Annotated in this window: 19 protein-coding genes; 17 read left to right on the forward strand and 2 right to left on the reverse strand. The window is 70.3% G+C overall.

Features of this window, described 5'->3' with window-relative positions; genetic code table 11:
• Positions 1-10 precede the first annotated feature (10 nt).
• Positions 11-505, reverse strand: coding sequence for a hypothetical protein (locus tag ABOD76_RS08865; protein ID WP_350244469.1), 495 nt, complete (start codon positions 503-505; stop codon positions 11-13).
• A gap of 105 nt (positions 506-610) precedes the next feature.
• Here ABOD76_RS08865 and ABOD76_RS08870 point away from each other — a divergent pair, with 105 nt between their 5' ends.
• From ABOD76_RS08870 to ABOD76_RS08910, 9 genes are all read left to right on the forward strand, one after another.
• The gene (locus ABOD76_RS08870) at positions 611-1,255 is read left to right on the forward strand and encodes a response regulator transcription factor (protein WP_350244470.1); all 645 of its coding nucleotides are present in this window, start codon (positions 611-613) and stop codon (positions 1,253-1,255) included.
• 19 nt (positions 1,256-1,274) lie between these two features.
• Positions 1,275-1,502, forward strand: coding sequence for a hypothetical protein (locus ABOD76_RS08875; protein ID WP_350244471.1), 228 nt, complete (start codon positions 1,275-1,277; stop codon positions 1,500-1,502).
• Entirely contained in the window at positions 1,499-2,377 is an 879-nt protein-coding gene (locus tag ABOD76_RS08880; RefSeq protein ID WP_350244472.1) for a serine hydrolase, read from the forward strand. Before ABOD76_RS08875 ends, ABOD76_RS08880 begins: the two co-directional genes overlap by 4 nt.
• Before the next feature lie 150 nt (positions 2,378-2,527).
• Positions 2,528-3,367 carry a c-type cytochrome gene (locus ABOD76_RS08885; protein WP_350244473.1) on the forward strand — a complete coding sequence of 280 codons (840 nt, stop codon included), beginning with the start codon at positions 2,528-2,530 and terminating at the stop codon, positions 3,365-3,367.
• A 22-nt stretch (positions 3,368-3,389) separates the two neighbouring features.
• Positions 3,390-4,058 (forward strand): Rieske 2Fe-2S domain-containing protein, encoded by a 669-nt coding sequence (locus ABOD76_RS08890; protein WP_350244474.1) that lies wholly within the window; start codon positions 3,390-3,392, stop codon positions 4,056-4,058.
• Positions 4,055-5,341 carry a cytochrome b gene (locus ABOD76_RS08895; protein ID WP_350244475.1) on the forward strand — a complete coding sequence of 429 codons (1,287 nt, stop codon included), beginning with the start codon at positions 4,055-4,057 and terminating at the stop codon, positions 5,339-5,341. Before ABOD76_RS08890 ends, ABOD76_RS08895 begins: the two co-directional genes overlap by 4 nt.
• Positions 5,342-5,426: 85 nt before the next feature.
• Positions 5,427-5,624, forward strand: coding sequence for a hypothetical protein (locus tag ABOD76_RS08900; RefSeq protein ID WP_350244476.1), 198 nt, complete (start codon positions 5,427-5,429; stop codon positions 5,622-5,624).
• A gap of 43 nt (positions 5,625-5,667) precedes the next feature.
• Positions 5,668-6,405: a YebC/PmpR family DNA-binding transcriptional regulator gene (locus ABOD76_RS08905; protein WP_350244477.1), complete on the forward strand. Its 738-nt coding sequence runs from the start codon at positions 5,668-5,670 to the stop codon at positions 6,403-6,405.
• 123 nt (positions 6,406-6,528) lie between these two features.
• Positions 6,529-7,362 carry a PSP1 domain-containing protein gene (locus ABOD76_RS08910; protein ID WP_350244478.1) on the forward strand — a complete coding sequence of 278 codons (834 nt, stop codon included), beginning with the start codon at positions 6,529-6,531 and terminating at the stop codon, positions 7,360-7,362.
• A 30-nt stretch (positions 7,363-7,392) separates the two neighbouring features.
• Here ABOD76_RS08910 and ABOD76_RS08915 read toward each other — a convergent pair whose 3' ends face one another.
• Positions 7,393-8,265, reverse strand: a complete 873-nt coding sequence (locus ABOD76_RS08915) for a hypothetical protein (RefSeq protein ID WP_350244479.1) — start codon at positions 8,263-8,265, stop codon at positions 7,393-7,395.
• Positions 8,266-8,595: 330 nt separating this feature from the next.
• Between ABOD76_RS08915 and ABOD76_RS08920 the strand changes: the two genes are divergently transcribed.
• From ABOD76_RS08920 to ABOD76_RS08955, 8 genes are read left to right on the forward strand one after another with little or no spacing between them, the layout of a single operon-like run.
• Positions 8,596-9,882 (forward strand): S1C family serine protease, encoded by a 1,287-nt coding sequence (locus ABOD76_RS08920; protein WP_350244480.1) that lies wholly within the window; start codon positions 8,596-8,598, stop codon positions 9,880-9,882.
• A 1-nt stretch (position 9,883) separates the two neighbouring features.
• Complete coding sequence (locus tag ABOD76_RS08925; protein ID WP_350244481.1) at positions 9,884-10,057, forward strand: hypothetical protein; 174 nt, start codon at positions 9,884-9,886, stop codon at positions 10,055-10,057.
• Positions 10,054-10,722: a ferric reductase gene (locus tag ABOD76_RS08930; protein ID WP_350244482.1), complete on the forward strand. Its 669-nt coding sequence runs from the start codon at positions 10,054-10,056 to the stop codon at positions 10,720-10,722. Before ABOD76_RS08925 ends, ABOD76_RS08930 begins: the two co-directional genes overlap by 4 nt.
• Positions 10,719-10,964 carry a hypothetical protein gene (locus tag ABOD76_RS08935; protein WP_350244483.1) on the forward strand — a complete coding sequence of 82 codons (246 nt, stop codon included), beginning with the start codon at positions 10,719-10,721 and terminating at the stop codon, positions 10,962-10,964. The genes ABOD76_RS08930 and ABOD76_RS08935 overlap by 4 nt, the downstream gene beginning before the upstream one ends.
• Positions 10,965-10,981: 17 nt before the next feature.
• Positions 10,982-11,809 (forward strand): FAD:protein FMN transferase, encoded by an 828-nt coding sequence (locus ABOD76_RS08940; protein WP_350244484.1) that lies wholly within the window; start codon positions 10,982-10,984, stop codon positions 11,807-11,809.
• 32 nt (positions 11,810-11,841) lie between these two features.
• A complete protein-coding gene (locus tag ABOD76_RS08945) occupies positions 11,842-12,504 on the forward strand; it encodes a response regulator transcription factor (RefSeq protein WP_350244485.1) in 663 nt (220 codons plus the stop codon).
• Complete coding sequence (locus ABOD76_RS08950; protein WP_350244486.1) at positions 12,501-13,862, forward strand: sensor histidine kinase; 1,362 nt, start codon at positions 12,501-12,503, stop codon at positions 13,860-13,862. Before ABOD76_RS08945 ends, ABOD76_RS08950 begins: the two co-directional genes overlap by 4 nt.
• A 41-nt stretch (positions 13,863-13,903) precedes the next feature.
• A complete protein-coding gene (locus ABOD76_RS08955; protein ID WP_350244487.1) occupies positions 13,904-14,857 on the forward strand; it encodes an aldo/keto reductase in 954 nt (317 codons plus the stop codon).
• The last annotated feature ends 9 nt before the right edge of the window (positions 14,858-14,866 follow it).

Genomic DNA, 14,866 nt, shown 5'->3' on the forward strand with positions numbered 1-14,866 from the left:
CCCTTCGTCTTTACTCTTTGGGCGGCAGCGCCGGACGCGCCTGGTCCGGAATCAGCAGGGTCCGCAGCGCCGCGTTGGTGGTGGGGGCCCAGACCCGGTTGAGGCCCTGCCGGATGGCCGAGCGGAACACCGGGTAGTACAGCGCCTCCGGCAGCTCGGCCGACGGGTAGCGCCGCACGTCACCCACCGTCTGGATCGGCAGGCCCAGCGCCAGGGTGCCCACCAGCACCCCGCCCAGCAGGAAGCCGCCCAGGCCACCGGCCAGCAGATGCCAGGCCTGGTTCAGGCCCTCCGGCACCAGCCGCCGGGCCGCCCAGACCGCGCCCAGGCCCAGCAGTAGCGCCAGCACCGCGCCCACCAGGCCGCCCGGCGCCAGCAGATCGACCAGGAAGCAGGCGGCCAGCGCCAGCAGGCCCCAGGCCGCGCCGCCCAGACCCCGGCGGGCTCCCAGGGCGGTGACTGCCGCCCACAGGCTGACCAGCAGCACGTCAAACCAGGTCATCATTGCCTGTCATAGTAGCAACACAAAACTGACATGAAGCTTTCAGGAGACCGGCGCATGGCGACCAAACGGACACTCGCGCGCCGCCACCCGCACTAGACTGTGCTCATGATCCGTGTGCTGCTTGCCGATGACCACGCCCTGTTCCGCCAGGGTCTGCGAAGCCTGCTGGAGTCGGAGGGGATGCGCGTGATCGGTGAGGCCGCCAACGGCCGGGAAGCGATCCGCTACGCCGCCGACACCCACCCCGACGTGATCCTGATGGACATCCAGATGCCGGAGCTGGACGGCGTGAAGGCCACCCAGAGCATCCTGGAGATCGATCCGCAGGCGCGCGTCATCATGATCACCATGTACCGCCAGGACCGCTACGTCTTTGAGGCGGTCAAGGCGGGCGCGCGCGGCTACATCCTCAAGGACGCCGACGCCAACACGCTGCTGGACGCGATCCGGCGGGTGGCGGGCGGCGAGGCGCTGCTGGACCCGGAGATGGCCCAGAACGTGCTGGACGACTTCCGGGACAAGCGCGAGGTGCTGCCCACCGAGAAGCACGCCGACCTGAACGAGCGCGAGACCACCATCCTGAAGCTGCTGGCCCAGGGCTTCTCCAATCAGGACATCGCCATGCGGCTGGACATCTCGGAGAAGACGGTGCGCAACCGGCTCTCGGAAATCTTCACCAAGCTGCAGCTGAACAACCGCACCCAGGCGGCGCTGTACGCGCTGCGCGAGGGCATCGCCAACCTTGAGTAGGCGCGCCCCGAGTCCCCCTGTGGCCGGGCCACAGACCTACCGCGCCGGCTGTGGCCGCGAGTGGAGCTTTGCCAGCCGCGAGCCGGACCTGGCCTACACCGAGCAGGCCTTTGCCGACTGCCCCGGCTGCCCGCACCGGGTAGAGCCAGAGGGCGCCCCGCCCTTCTGTACCCTGCGTCCGGAAAACACGCCCCACCCGTTCGCCGCACTGGCCGCCCTGCTGGGCGATCCGGGCCTGCCCGAGTGACGCCGCCGTCGCTGGGCCAGACGCTGGCGGCGCACGGCTACGCCGGCAGCGCCGCCCTGGTGATTCTGGATGCCCACACGGGCGAACCCCTGCACGCCGAGCAGCCGGAGCGGGTCTTTCCGGCGGCCAGCACCATCAAGGTGCCGCTCCTGGTGCTGGCCCTGCAGGAGGCGCAGGCCGGACGGCTGGACCTGAACGAGCGCCTGACACTGCAGCCGGACGACCGGGTGCCGGGCAGCGGCGTACTGCACGAGCTGGGCGGCGGGCTCCAGCCGAGCGTGCTGGACCTGCTGACCCTGATGACCGTGGTGAGCGACAACACCGCCACCAACCTGATGATCCGGCGGCTGGGCCTGGAGGCGGTGCAGAGATGGCTGGCCCGGACCATGCCGGCGAGCCGGTTGGTGGGCCCGCTGCAGCTGCCGGCCCATCTGCGCAATGAGGCCCAGCGGCGCGGCGAGCGCAACCGGACCACCGCGGCGGAGCAGACGCGGCTGCTGGTGCAGCTGCAGCGCGGCGAGCTGCTGGACGACGCCCACACCCGGCTGGCCCTGGACATCCTGTTCCGCCAGCAGCAGCGTGACCTGCTGGCCCGCCATGCCCCGCGCGACGCGGCCGGCGAACTGATCTACCGGATGGCCACCAAGAGCGGCGAGCTGAACGGCGTTCACCACGACGTGGGCCTGCTGCAGCTGCCGCGTCCGCTGGCGGTGGCGCTGCTTTCAGAGGGCGGAAGCGACCCGCGTGAGCACCCGGACAACCGGGATGTGCAGCTGCTGGCTGCAGCAGTGTGGCCACTGCTGCAGTATTACGGTTTTCACCCGGTCGCCAGCCGGCTGGGGGACATTCTTACTGAAGCCTCAGCGGTACAGTGAGGTCACGCTAGCCTGGCCGCACTGACACCTCAAAAACTGCGCTCGGGGGCGTCTTCAGGCCATGCTATGCTGGCCCATAAAGTCTGCAGCCACAGGTCTGAATCGGTATCAGCAGTAGAGAGGGGAAACGTGGAACGGAACGACGCGGTCATGCCATCGGTCGCCATCGTGGTGGCGGCCATCATGTGGATCATTTTGCTGTTTATGTTCAACACTCAGACCGCGCCGGAACCGGTGGCGGCTGATCCGGCGCTGAGCGCCACCATCCAGAAGGAGTGGCCCAAGATCGGGCCGGCGCTGTATACGTCCAACTGCTCCGGCTGTCACGGCGCGCAGGGCCAGGGCGGCGTGGGTCCCAAGCTGGCCGGCGACCCGCACATCCAGAACGACCCGGCCCTGGTCCCGACCCGCATCCTGCACGGCAAGGGCGCCATGCCCGCCTTCGAGGGCCGGCTGAAGGAAAACGAGATCTACGCCATCGCCAACTTCGTGGAGAACAGCTGGGGCAACAAGGCCAAGGAACTGGTCACGCCCGCCACCCTGGCGGCCGGTGTGGGCAAGGTCAGCCCGGACGTGCTGCGGGTTCGCTCGCGCTTCGTGCCGGAAGAGATCATCCTGCCGGAGATCTTCCTGGTGACCTTCGTGGTGCTGCTGCTGACCTACGGCCTGATCGGGCTGTACAGCTACTGGACCGAGGGCACCGAGCTGCGCCCCGGCATCCACAAGTCGCGCAGCAGCCCGCTGAGCATGACGGCCATGGTGGCCACCCTGGCCGGCGTGGTGCTGTTCAGCGTGCTGTTCGTGCGCGAGATCCTGCGCTCGATTGCCGACATGGCCGCGACGCCCCCGGTGGCGCCGCAGGTGACGCAGGAAGGCTTCTACGCCGCGATGGTGGTGCTGCTGCTGGCGCTGGCGGTGGGCCTGTACAAGAAGTTCTTCATGGACGATGAGGTGCTGGTGGAGGACGCCAGCGGCGAGTTCCCGTGGTAATGCCGGGCATCAGGAGCAACCCATGACCAAATACGTACGCAAGGATCCGGAACTCAGCCGGCGCAAGTTCATCAACGTGGCGCTGGGCACCACTGCCGGCGTCGGCACCCTGAGCCTGCTGAGCATCATCGGTGGCGTCAAGCCGCCCTACAAGATCACCCCCGAGAAGGAACTCCCCCGCCCCGGCGACGTGCTGGTGCACGCGGACGGCCCCAACGCCGGTCAGCCGGTGCAGCTGGCCGACATCCAGCCGGAACGGGCGCTGTTCGCCTACCCCAAGGGCAAGGCCAGCAATGGCAAGGAGGTGCTGAAGAACGGCGTGGACCGCAACCAGCTGATCGTGGCGAAGTTCCAGCCGAGCGAGCTCAAGGCGCCTACCGACGTGAAGGCCACCGACCAGGGCGTGATCGTGTACTCGCGCCAGTGCATGCACCTGGGCTGCGCCGTGCTGATTCAGCCGTACACCCCGGCCAACCTGAAGGTGGCGGCGGTGTGCCCCTGCCACGGTGGCGCGTACAACCTGACGGCCGGCGCCCAGGTGGTGGGCGGGCCGCCCCCGGCCCCGCTGGCCCAGCTGCCGATCAAGGTGCAGGGCGATCAGCTGGTGGTGGACGGCTTCTTCCTCTCGCTGCCGTATGACATCAGCGAACCGGAATTCGTTTCCCAGAAAGAGGAGTTGACCAAGGCATGAACCAGTGGCTCGATGAACGTCTGCACATCTCGCGCCTGAACGACAAGTTCCTGCGCAAAGCCTTCCCGGTCCACCATTCCTTCTTCCTGGGTGAGATCACGCTGTTCTCGCTGATCGTGCTGATCCTGACCGGCGTGTTCCTGGCACTCAGCTACGAGCCGAGCACCCGCATGGTCGCCAACCCCACCGACGCCTCGCAGATGGTGCCGGCCGCCTACGCCTCGATCATCCGCATTAACTGGATGCCGTTCGGTGACATGCTGCGCCGCATCCACCACTGGTCGGCCAACATCATGGTCGGCGCCGCGATTCTGCACATGATGCGCATCTACTTCACGGGTGCCTTCAAGAAGCCGCGCGAGCTGAACTGGTGGATCGGCATGCTGCTGCTGGTGTTCACCATCATCACCGCCGTGACCGGCTACAGCCTGCCGTACGACAACTTCGCCAAGACCACCCTGGGCGTGGTGGTGGGCATCGTGGCCTCGATCCCCTGGATCGGGGACTGGGTGGCCCAGGCGGCCTTCGGCGGCAAGTTCGCGCTGGACAACATGGCCATGATCCCGCGCGTGTACGGCTACCACATCATGCTGCTGCCGGCGATCCTGCTGGGCCTGACCGCCGCGCACATGCTGATCATGATCAAGCAGAAGCACACCCAGCCGCAGTACGCCAAGCGCATCGCTTACAAGAAGATCGTCGGTGTGCCGCTCATGACCCAGCAGACCCCGATCATGATCATGCTGGCGCTGCTGATGACCGGCCTGATCATCCTGTTCGCCGCCTTCATCCCGGTGCACCCGGTCGAGGTGTTCGGTCCGGCCAGCAACCAGCCGGTGGCCAACATCAAGCCCGACTGGTACCTGCTGTGGATCTTCGGCGTGCTGGAGATGATCCCGGCCAACGCCAAGTTCACCATCCTGGGCGGCACCATCGGGCCCGAGTTCATCGGCGGCATCGTGATCGCCACCCTGGTGCTGGTGCTGATGCTGGCGGTGCCGATCTTCGACAAGAGCCGCGAGAACATGTACTACGCGGAGAACCCCACCGACTTTCCCAAGCGGCTGGCGGCGGGCGTGGCCTTCTTCACCCTGCTGATCGTCTGGAGCTTCGCCGGGTACAAGAACGACTTCCAGTGGCCGGTGGCCCCCTTCTGGATCCTGACCTTCGTGGGTCCGCTGGTCGCCTACTTCGCCACCCTGGGCATCGTGCGCGGCATCAAGGCCTTCCGGGCCGCCGATGAACGCGATCAGGCGCAGCACGCGGCCGCGGCCGACGACTGAACGTCGCGTCCAGCGGAAAGGGGCGGCCACGGCCGCCCTTTTTCGCTGGAGCGAGCGGCCTCTCCCCTGCTACAGTAAACCCGGTATGCACGACGAGCTGGAAGCGTGGCTGGCCCGGCAGGCGCATGAACTGCAGCTGGACGGCGCGGGTGCCGAAGAAGCCGCCCCGGAAACGCTGCGCGAGTTCAGCCGCCGGGTGCTGGGCGAGTTGCAGGCCCGCGGCCGGCTGACCGGACCGGAGCCGGTTGGCTGTTATGCGGAGCCGCGCAGCTCCAACAACTGAACGTACTTCACCTCCATCTCTCCCGCGAAAGGAATTCTCCACCATGGCCGGACACAGCAAATGGGCACAGATCAAGCGCAAGAAGGGTGCCAACGACAAGAAGCGCAGCGCCGTCATCAGCAAGCACATCCGCGCCATCACGGCGGCGGTGCGCTCGGGCGGTGGCATCGGGGACCCGGCCGGGAACCTGAGCCTCAAGAACGCCATCGCGGCGGCCAAGACCGACACGGTGCCGGCCGACAACATCGACAACGCCATCAAGCGGGCGGTGGGTGAAGGCGAGGGCGGCACCAGCTACAAGGAGGCGGTCTACGAGGGGTACGGCCCCGGCGGCACGGCCATCCTGATCGAGACGCTGACCGACAACGTGACGCGCACGGTGGCCGAGGTGCGCAGCGTGTTCAACAAGCGCGGCGGCAGCATGGGCACCAGCGGGTCGGTGGCGTGGCAGTTCGAGAGCAAGGGCGTCATCGTGCTGGCTGAAGGCTCTGAGGCGGCCCAGGAAGCGGCCATCGAGCTGGGGGCCGAGGACCTGCAGGAGACCGAGGACGGGCTGGAGATCAGCACCGCGCCGAGCGACCTGTACGCGGTCAGTGAGGGGCTCACCAGCCGCGGGTACACGGTGCAGAGCGCCCAGCTTGCGATGCTGCCCAGCAACACGGTGGCGGTCAGCGGCCCCGACGCCGACAAGCTGATGACGCTGCTGGAGGCGCTGGAAGACCTGGACGACGTGCAGAACGTGTATTCCAACGCCGACCTGCCGGAAGAGACCCTGGCCTGAGGCCAGAAAGCAGGGCGGCCGCACCCCGTTCGGATGCGGCCGCCCTGCTTTCTGGCCCATGGCCGGGCATGAGTTTGTCATGTGTCTCTCGACGCCCCTCACCGCTTCGTGCCATCCTGAGCCGTGTTGATCCAGAAGGTCCGCTTCGAGCGCAGTCCCAAGCTCCACGCCATGATGACCGAGGCGCCCTATCCGGTGAACGCCCGGGTGGTGGTGCAGGGCAAGCGTGGCCCGGAAGTGGCCACCGTGCGTGACGAGGCCGAGCCGATGCCCGGAGACGGCCGCTACGGCATGATCCTGGGCGCGGCCAGCGAGGCAGACCTGGACCGCTGGGCCGAACTGGGCCGCGAGGCCGAGGACCTCAAGTGGCTGCTGCGCGCCCGTGCGCGCGCCCGTGGCCTGCCGGTCAAGATCGTGGCGGCCGAGTTCACGCTGGACGGGTCGCTGCTGACGGTCAGCTACAGCGCTGAGGAGCGCATTGAGCTGGGCGCCCTGATTCAGGACCTGCGCGGCCACACCCGCGCGCGCATCAACTTCGCGGCGGTGGGTCCGCGTGAGCAGGCCATGATGCTCGGTACGCTGGGCGCCTGCGGCCGGGAAAATTGCAGCAGCCATCACCTGCAGGACTTCGCGCCGGTCAGCATCCGCATGGCCCGCGACCAGCAGCTGCCGCTGAACCCGGAGAAGCTGAGCGGCCCCTGCGGGCGGCTGCTGTGCTGCCTGCAGTTCGAGCACACCCAGTACCTGGACCTGCTCAAGGACGTGCCGCGCAAGAACGCCCGGGTCTGTCACGACAGCAGCGGCGCCTGCGGCAAGGTGGTCAAGTTGCACCCGCTGGAAGGCACCGTGGACGTGCTGACCGACGCCGGCATGATGCAGGGCGTCCCGGCCTCGGAACTGCGGGTGCTCAAGGGTGAGCCCGCGCCCGGGCAACAGAAAAACCGCCCCAGGGACTGACCCTGGAGCGGTGGGAATCCTGCTGCAGCCTCAGCGCACGACCTTGAAGTTCCACTCCAGGTAGGCGCCGGTCTGGCCAGCGGCGAACATCTTGCTGTAGGGGGTGGTCCGCAGGGTGTGGTCGCCGGGCGTGAAGATGTTGGCGCCACAGGTGAGGTAGTCACCCTTCTGGCCGTTCTTGAAGCGGGTGTCGCTGCACAGCGCGAACGGGGGATCGTTCTCCGGCTTGAAGGTGGTCCGGTCCAGCACGAAGCTCACGCTGCGGACGGCGCCGCTGGTGTTGGCGCGCAGGTTCAGGTGACGCGGCAGCGCCGAGAGACGCAGGGTGGCGCCGGCCGGGATCGGATCGAAGCCGGCGACCGGGCGGTCGGTATCGGCGTCCATCAGCGTCAGGCTGGTGACGGCCAGGTTGGCCGGGGCCGGGGTGGGGGCTGGCTTCGGGGCCGTGGTGGTGGCGGTGCGGGTCACGGTGAAGCTCACGATCACGCCCGCGCCCTGGGTGCCGCGGCCCTCGGTCTGGGAGGACGCGCTGGCGGTGATGCGGTGCTCGCCCAGCGTGAAGAGGCTGGTCGGGCAGCTGCGGTACTTGCCGTCGTCATCCACGCACAGCGAGTACGGGGCGGCATTTTCGGTACGGTAGTTGGCGTTGCCGTCCACAGCGAAGCGGACGCTGCCCACCTGGCCGCTGGTGTTGGCGCGGATGTTCAGGCCGGCCGGCAGCTTGGCGAGGTCCAGGTTGGCGCCCGGCTGGATCGGGTCGAAGCCCGTCACCGGCTGGTTGGTGGCGGTGTTGATCAGGGTCAGGCTGGTGACGGCCGGCGCGGTGCTCTGGGCCTGGACGGCGCCCAGGGCCAGGGTCAGGCTGGCGGCGGTGCACATGGACAGACGGGTCAGGGTGGTCATGGAAACTCCTTTACGGGTGCGGTATTGAGATCTGCACACTGTACAGAACGCAAAAACCGCGGGACGAAGTAGGAGATGAAGGCACTCTTGGGGACCAGGGGGGGCGGTCCGGTGACGGCGCAGGAGACGAAGCCAGGAGGGCGGCTTTTGCTCGATCAAGCTAGGGCGGGGGCATGACGCTCATCTGATGGCAGCTGAAGGGTTGATGCAGACGTGCGGCTCTAACACCCGCTTAACCGCCCGTCTCTACGGTGCGGCCACAGGTGAGGACCTGTCGCGGCCCCCGAGCCGATCCGCCCACCTTTTGCACCGATCCACAGGAGTGTCCCAATGAACAGATGGCCCCTTCTTGCCCTGCCCGTCGCGGCCGCCATCGTGGCGGTCCCGTTTCTGCCCGCCCAGGATCACGCCACCGGCACCCTGACCGCCCAGGAGCAGGGCTCGCCCCAGACGTCCGCCCCCACCCTGACCACGCCGGAGCAGGCGGCCCCCACCCAGAGCAGCCCCAGTGAGACGGCGCCCGACAGTACGACGACGCCGGACCTGGACACCCAGAATCCCTGGCAGCCGGACAGCCCCTTTGCAGACCAGGGCCAGGGCCTGCCGGATCAGGGTCAGCTGCCGTGGCGCCGCAACCAGACGCCGCAAACCCAGCAGGGCAGCGCCACCAGCACGCTGAGCAGCACCACGCGCGCCGCCCTGAAGCGCGTGTATGAGCAGTCCACCGCCGCCGCCGTGCGCGTCAACGTGGGCGACAGCGGCATCGGCAGCGGCTACTTCATGACCAGCGACGGGCTGGTACTCACCGCCGCCCACGTGCCGCTGGGTGACGCCAGCGCCCAGCTGAGCGTCACCACTGCCGACGGCACCCAGCACCCGGCCACCCTGGTCGGCTATGACGAGGTGCGCGACCTGGCGGTGCTGCGGGCCCAGGGCAGCGGCTTCTCCACCCTGCGGCTGGCCAGCCGCACGCCCAGCGTGGGGGACGGCGTGGTGGCGATCGGGAACTCGCGCGGCAGCTTCGATGGGGGCCGGGCCGGCGCCGTCACCGCAGTGAACGCCACGCTGGACCCCACCTTCCCCAACAACCTGGTGGTGTCGAGCATGCCGCTGGCGCCCGGCGATTCCGGCGGCCCGGTGCTGAACGCCCAGGGCGAGGTGGTGGGCATCAGCACCGCCATCAGCGAGCAGAACGGACAGTTCAACAGCTACTTCGTGCCGGTCACCCGCAGCACCACGCTGCTCCGGGACCTGATCGCCGGCACCAAACGCGGCGTGCCGGTGCTGGGCATCAGCGTGGCCGACGCCCGGCAGTACGGCAGTGGCAGCGGCATCCTGGTGACGGGCGTGACGCCGGGCCTGGGCGCCGCGAAGGCGGGCCTGAAGGCCAGCGTGGTCAGCGAGTACCGCGACGACTCGGGCGCGGTGCAGCAGGACACCAGCGGCGCCGACGTGATCGTGGGTGTGGACGGCCGCAGTGTCAGCACCCCCACCGCCCTGATCGCGTACCTGCGCGGCAAGCAGGTGGGCGACCGCGTCACGCTGCGGGTGGTGCGCGGCGGCCAGACGCAGAATCTGACGGTCACGCTGAGCGCCCGGCCCAGCGGGGAGAGCTGAGATGGCCGCCCGGCCCCGCTTCCATAAGCCCCGGGCGACCCTGAGCCTGCTGGCCGTGTGCAGCCTGGCGCTGGGCCTGACCGTCCTGCGCGCCGTGGCTGGCGCGCAGGACCATGCCCGCAGCGCCGCGCAGCCGCGGCCCGCCTCGAGCCAGCCCGTCCGGGAGGCGTGGTGAGCGCCGCGCCGGTCCGCCGTGACCCGGCCTCGTGGCTCAGTGAGCTGCTGACCGGGCTGCTGCTGGGCCTGCTGGTGCTGGCCTGGGGCATGGCCTACCGCGGCACGCTGGCGCAGGGCTGGTCCGACACGCTGCTGCGGCAGTCCGGCACCTTCGGGTACCTGCTGCTGGCCGCCACCTGCGTGCTGGGACCGTTGATCGGCACCCGCTTCCTGCCGCAGCTGCTGACCGCCGGTCTCAAGAGTGGCTGGCACGGCCTGCTGGCCGGGTTCGCGCTCACGCTGGGCGCGGTGCACGGGGCCTTCTCGCTGGTGGGGCCAGACGCCCTGAGCCTGCAGGCGGCCCTGATTCCTGGGCAGTCGGGGTGGCGCACCGTCAGCATGGCCGCCGGGACGCTGGGGCTGTGGCTGATGGCCGCCGTCTACGCCACGTATGCCCTGCGCGGCCGGCTGGGCCTGCGCGCGGCGCGGGTGCTGCATCTGCTGGCCTACCCGGCCTTCGTGGCGGCCACGCTGCATTCGGTGTGGCTCGGGCACGCCGGCCAGCCGGAGCCGCTGTACCTGATCAGCAGCCTGGCGGTGGGGCTCGCGCTGGCGCTGCGGCTCCTGACGCTGGCCACCCGGCCGGCCCCGCTGGCGCTGCCGGGCATCCGGGAGGTCCAGTGAAGCGCGCGCAGAGCGGCCGCTCCCTGCTGCTGAGCGCGGCGCTGCTGCTGGCTGGCGTGCCGGCGGTGCGCTGGTGGTGGCAGCAGAGCCCGGCGCCGCAGACGGACCAGGCCGCCATGCCGCAGGCCAGCCCCGCCGACACCAGCGGCCTGCTGTGGCCCGGTGACACGGCCAGCGACGAGACCTTCAGCCAGAACCCGCAGGCCTACCCGGCGCCGCGCGCCACCACCCGGGGCAGCTGATGGCCAGCCTGCAGGCCATGAACACCCGGGTGGAAGCGCAGGGGCCGGGTGCGGAAGCGGCGCTGCAGGAGGTGGCCCGGCTGGAGCGCATGCTGACCCGCTTCCACGACTCGCCGCTGACCCGCCTGAACCGCGACGGCCGCCTGGACCGTCCGCCAGCCGAGCTGCGCGAGGCGCTGGGCCACGCGCTGAGCGTGGCGCACTGGAGCGGCGGCCTGATCACTCCCACCGTGCTGCCGGCTCTGGAGCGGATCGGCTCCCGGCCCGGAGGCGTGCCCGTCACCGACGGGCCGCGCTCGGTGGCGCTGCCGGCCCCCGACTGGCGCGGCATCGCGCTGGACGAAGCCGCCATTGTGCTGCCGGCCGGCGTGACGCTGGACCTGGGCGGCACCGCCAAGAGCTGGATCGTGCGGCAGGCGGCCGGGCTGCTGGACGGCCCTGACTGGCTGCTGGACGCGGGCGGCGACCTGCTGATCAGCAGCAGCGAACTGTGTACCGTGCAGATCGAGCATCCCTACGGCCGCGCGGCCCCGCTGCTCGCCCTGCCGCCGGGCCGGCACGGGGTGGCCACCAGCAGCGTACTGAAACGGCGCTTCGTGGGCGGCCACCACCTGATCGACCCGCGCACGGGCGAGTCGGCGCGCTCGCCCTTCGTGCAGGCCACGGCGGTCTGCCGCGACGTAACCTGGGCCGAGGTGCTCACCAAACTGGCCCTGCTGGACCCCTCCCGGCTGCCGGCCGGCGGCGCGGCGCTGGTGCTGGCCTACCGGGCCGACGGCAGCCTGCACCGCTGGACCGGGCGCGCGTTCGTGCCCAGCCCGCAACGGGTTATCCGGGCCGCCTGAGTGGGGCCTACAGTCCGCTCTAGGATGATCCGGTGAGGCTGCTGCTGGTCGAGGACGATGAACGCATCGGGGGGCCGCTGGCCGAGACGCTGCGCGAGGCCGGCTACACGGTCAGCTGGTGCCGGGACGGCGAGTCAGGGCTGCAGGAAGCGCTGACCCAGGACACGCCGCTGCTGGTGCTGGACGTGATGCTGCCCGGGCTGGACGGCTTCTCGCTGGCCCGCACCTACCGCGAGGCGGGCGGGGCCGGCGCGATCCTGTTCCTGACCGCCCGGGGCGAGCTGGACGACCGGGTACAGGGCCTGGACCTGGGCGGCGACGCCTACCTGGTCAAGCCGTTTCAGCCGCCCGAACTGCTGGCCACCCTGCGGGCGCTGGCCCGGCGCGAGGGGCAGGCGCGCAGCGCCCAGCTGCGCTTCGCGGCCGACCAGGGGGTGCTGGACACGGCCGGGCGCACCGTGAGCTGGCTGGGCCAGGAGGCGGCGCTGACCGGCCGCGAGTACGCGTTGCTGGAAACGCTGCTGCTCAGCCGGGGGCGCTGGTTCACCCGTGAGGAGCTGCTGGACCGTGTCTGGGGCCCGGACTTTGGCGGCGAGGCGCGCATCGTGGACGTGTACGTGCGCTACCTGCGCCGGAAGCTGGCCCCGGACGTGATCGTGAGCGAGCGTGGGCGCGGCTACCGGGTGGCCGAATGACCGTGCGCCCCGGCCGCCTGACGCTGCGGGCCCGCATGGCCCTGATCACGGCGCTGTCGTGCGTGCTGGTGGCCGGACTGCTGTCACTGGGGCTGTACGTGGGGGTGCAGCGCATTGTGGAGCAGGGCCAGCTCTCGCGGCTGCAGGCGGCCGGGGCGATCCTGAAGGCCCGCACCGAATCGGGGCTGATGTTCGGACGACTGGACCTGGACCGGCTGTTCGGCAGCGACGTGGGCCAGGACATCCAGCTGCGGGTCAGCGTGGACGAGCAGGTGCTGGCCCAGAGCCCCCAGTTTCCCGGCGCGCTGCCGGCCGATCTGGCGCCCGGCGTGTACCGCTCGGGAGGCCGCTACGTGCAGGCGCTGACGCTGGACGGCCGCGGCGGCAGCGCCCTGCTGACGCTCAGCCTGGACAATCGGGGCGACCGGGAGGCGCGCGAGGCCGTGCTGCGCGCGCTGCTGCTGACCCTGCCGCTGGCGCTGCTGCTGGCGCTGAGCGCCTCGTGGTGGGCGGCGGGCCGGATGCTGCGGCCCATCGCGGCGCTGGAACGCACCGCCCGTGAGATCGGGGAGAGCGGCGACCTGACCCGCCCGGTGCCGGATGCCGGAGACCGCGACGAACTGACCCGGCTGGCCGCCACCCTGCAGCTCACCTTCGAGCAGCTGAACCTGACCCGGCAGCGCGAGCAGCAGTTCCTGCGCTCGGCCGCGCACGACTTGCGTTCTCCGCTGGCCGCCCTGCAGACGCGGGTGTCGCTGGCGCTGAGTCGCGAGCGCGACTCAGCGCGCTACCGCCAGGACCTGCAGGAGGTGGGCCACGACCTGGGCCGGCTGGCCCGCCTGGCCGAACACCTGCTGCTGCTGGCCCGCAACCCGCAGGGCCTGGGCCAGGGGCCGGTGCCGCTGCTGGAGCTGGCCGCCGACGCGGTGGACGAGGCCCGCAGCCGGCAGCCGGAGCGCGACCTGGACCTGTACGGCACGGCGCTGACCGTGGCGGGCGACCGGGTGCTGCTCGGGCAGGCGGTCAGCAACCTGCTGCAGAACGCGCTGCGGCACGCGCCGGGCGCGGCCGTCACGCTGAGCGTGCGCCCGGACGGGTCGGAGGCCCTGCTGACGGTGCAGGACGACGGCCCCGGCGTGGAACCGGCCGTGCTGGCGCGGCTGGGCGAGGCCTTCTACCGCCCGGACGCGGCCCGCAGCGGCGAGGGGTACGGGCTGGGGCTGGCCATCGTGCGGCACGTGGCCCAGCTGCACGGCGGAACGCTGACGCTGGACAGTGCACCGGGCGCCGGATTCCGCGCCACGCTGCGGCTGCCGCTGACCGCCCGGACCCCGGAGCCCCACCGCCCCGTGAGCTGAGTCACGCTCTGCCCTCACGCGGGCGGGTCAGGATGGGCAGCATGGAAACGCGCAGACTGGGCCATTCAGGCCTGCAGGTGTCGGTGGTGGGGCTGGGCTGCAACAACTTCGGCGGGCGGCTGGACCAGGAGGCGACCACCCGGGTGGTGCGTGCGGCCCTGGATCAGGGCGTCACCCTGTTCGACACTGCCGACGTGTACGGCGGTCAGGGCCGCTCGGAGGAACTGCTGGGCCGGGCGCTGGGTGCCGAACGAACGCAGGTGGTGCTGGCCACCAAGTTCGGTCACGACATGGGCGAGGACGGCAAGGGTGCGTCGCGCGCCTACATCCAGAAGGCGGTCCACGCGAGTCTGCGCCGGCTGGGCACCGATTACATCGACCTGTACCAGCTGCACACCCCGGACCCGCACACCCCCATCGAGGAGACGCTGGAGGCCCTGAACGAACTGGTGCAGCAGGGGCTGGTGCGGGCGGTGGGCTGCTCGAACCTGAAGGCCGAAGCGGTACAGGAGGCTGACCGGCTGGCCGTGGCCCAGCAGCTGACCCGCTTCACCAGCTGCCAGGACGAGTACAGTCTGCTGGTGCGCGACGTGGAGGCCGAACTGGTGCCCACCATGCAGACCCTGGATCTGGGCCTGTTGCCGTACTTTCCACTGGCCAGCGGCCTGCTCACCGGCAAGTACCGCCCGGACCAGCCGCTTCCGGAAGGCACCCGATTCGCCGGCTCCAAGGGCGCCCAGGACCGCTACATGAATGAGCGCAACTGGGCCGTGGTGGAACAGCTGCGGCAGTTCGCCGAGGGGCGCGGGCACACCCTGCTGGAGCTGGCCTTCAGCTGGCTGGCCGCCCAGCCGACCGTCAGCAGCGTGATCGCCGGGGCCACCCGCCCGGAGCAGGTGCAGCAGAACGTGCAGGCGGTGGCCTGGACGCTCAGCCCGGAGGAGCTGGCCGAGGTGGACCGGCTGACCCGCCCGCAGGCCGTCTCGGCAGACTGAAGGCCGGAC

The organism is Deinococcus sonorensis KR-87, assembly GCF_040256395.1.
GTDB classification, from domain to species: Bacteria; Deinococcota; Deinococci; order Deinococcales; family Deinococcaceae; genus Deinococcus; species Deinococcus sonorensis.

Coding starts and splice junctions, on each gene's coding strand:
- ABOD76_RS08865 (WP_350244469.1), bottom strand. CDS start 505: ATGATGACCTGGTTTGACGTGCTGCTGGTCAGCCTGTGGGCGGCAGTC.
- ABOD76_RS08920 (WP_350244480.1), top strand. CDS start 8,596: ATGAACAGATGGCCCCTTCTTGCCCTGCCCGTCGCGGCCGCCATCGTG.
- ABOD76_RS08890 (WP_350244474.1), top strand. CDS start 3,390: ATGACCAAATACGTACGCAAGGATCCGGAACTCAGCCGGCGCAAGTTC.
- ABOD76_RS08915 (WP_350244479.1), bottom strand. CDS start 8,265: ATGACCACCCTGACCCGTCTGTCCATGTGCACCGCCGCCAGCCTGACC.
- ABOD76_RS08885 (WP_350244473.1), top strand. CDS start 2,528: ATGCCATCGGTCGCCATCGTGGTGGCGGCCATCATGTGGATCATTTTG.
- ABOD76_RS08900 (WP_350244476.1), top strand. CDS start 5,427: ATGCACGACGAGCTGGAAGCGTGGCTGGCCCGGCAGGCGCATGAACTG.
- ABOD76_RS08905 (WP_350244477.1), top strand. CDS start 5,668: ATGGCCGGACACAGCAAATGGGCACAGATCAAGCGCAAGAAGGGTGCC.
- ABOD76_RS08955 (WP_350244487.1), top strand. CDS start 13,904: ATGGAAACGCGCAGACTGGGCCATTCAGGCCTGCAGGTGTCGGTGGTG.
- ABOD76_RS08895 (WP_350244475.1), top strand. CDS start 4,055: ATGAACCAGTGGCTCGATGAACGTCTGCACATCTCGCGCCTGAACGAC.
- ABOD76_RS08940 (WP_350244484.1), top strand. CDS start 10,982: ATGAACACCCGGGTGGAAGCGCAGGGGCCGGGTGCGGAAGCGGCGCTG.
- ABOD76_RS08925 (WP_350244481.1), top strand. CDS start 9,884: ATGGCCGCCCGGCCCCGCTTCCATAAGCCCCGGGCGACCCTGAGCCTG.
- ABOD76_RS08870 (WP_350244470.1), top strand. CDS start 611: ATGATCCGTGTGCTGCTTGCCGATGACCACGCCCTGTTCCGCCAGGGT.
- ABOD76_RS08950 (WP_350244486.1), top strand. CDS start 12,501: ATGACCGTGCGCCCCGGCCGCCTGACGCTGCGGGCCCGCATGGCCCTG.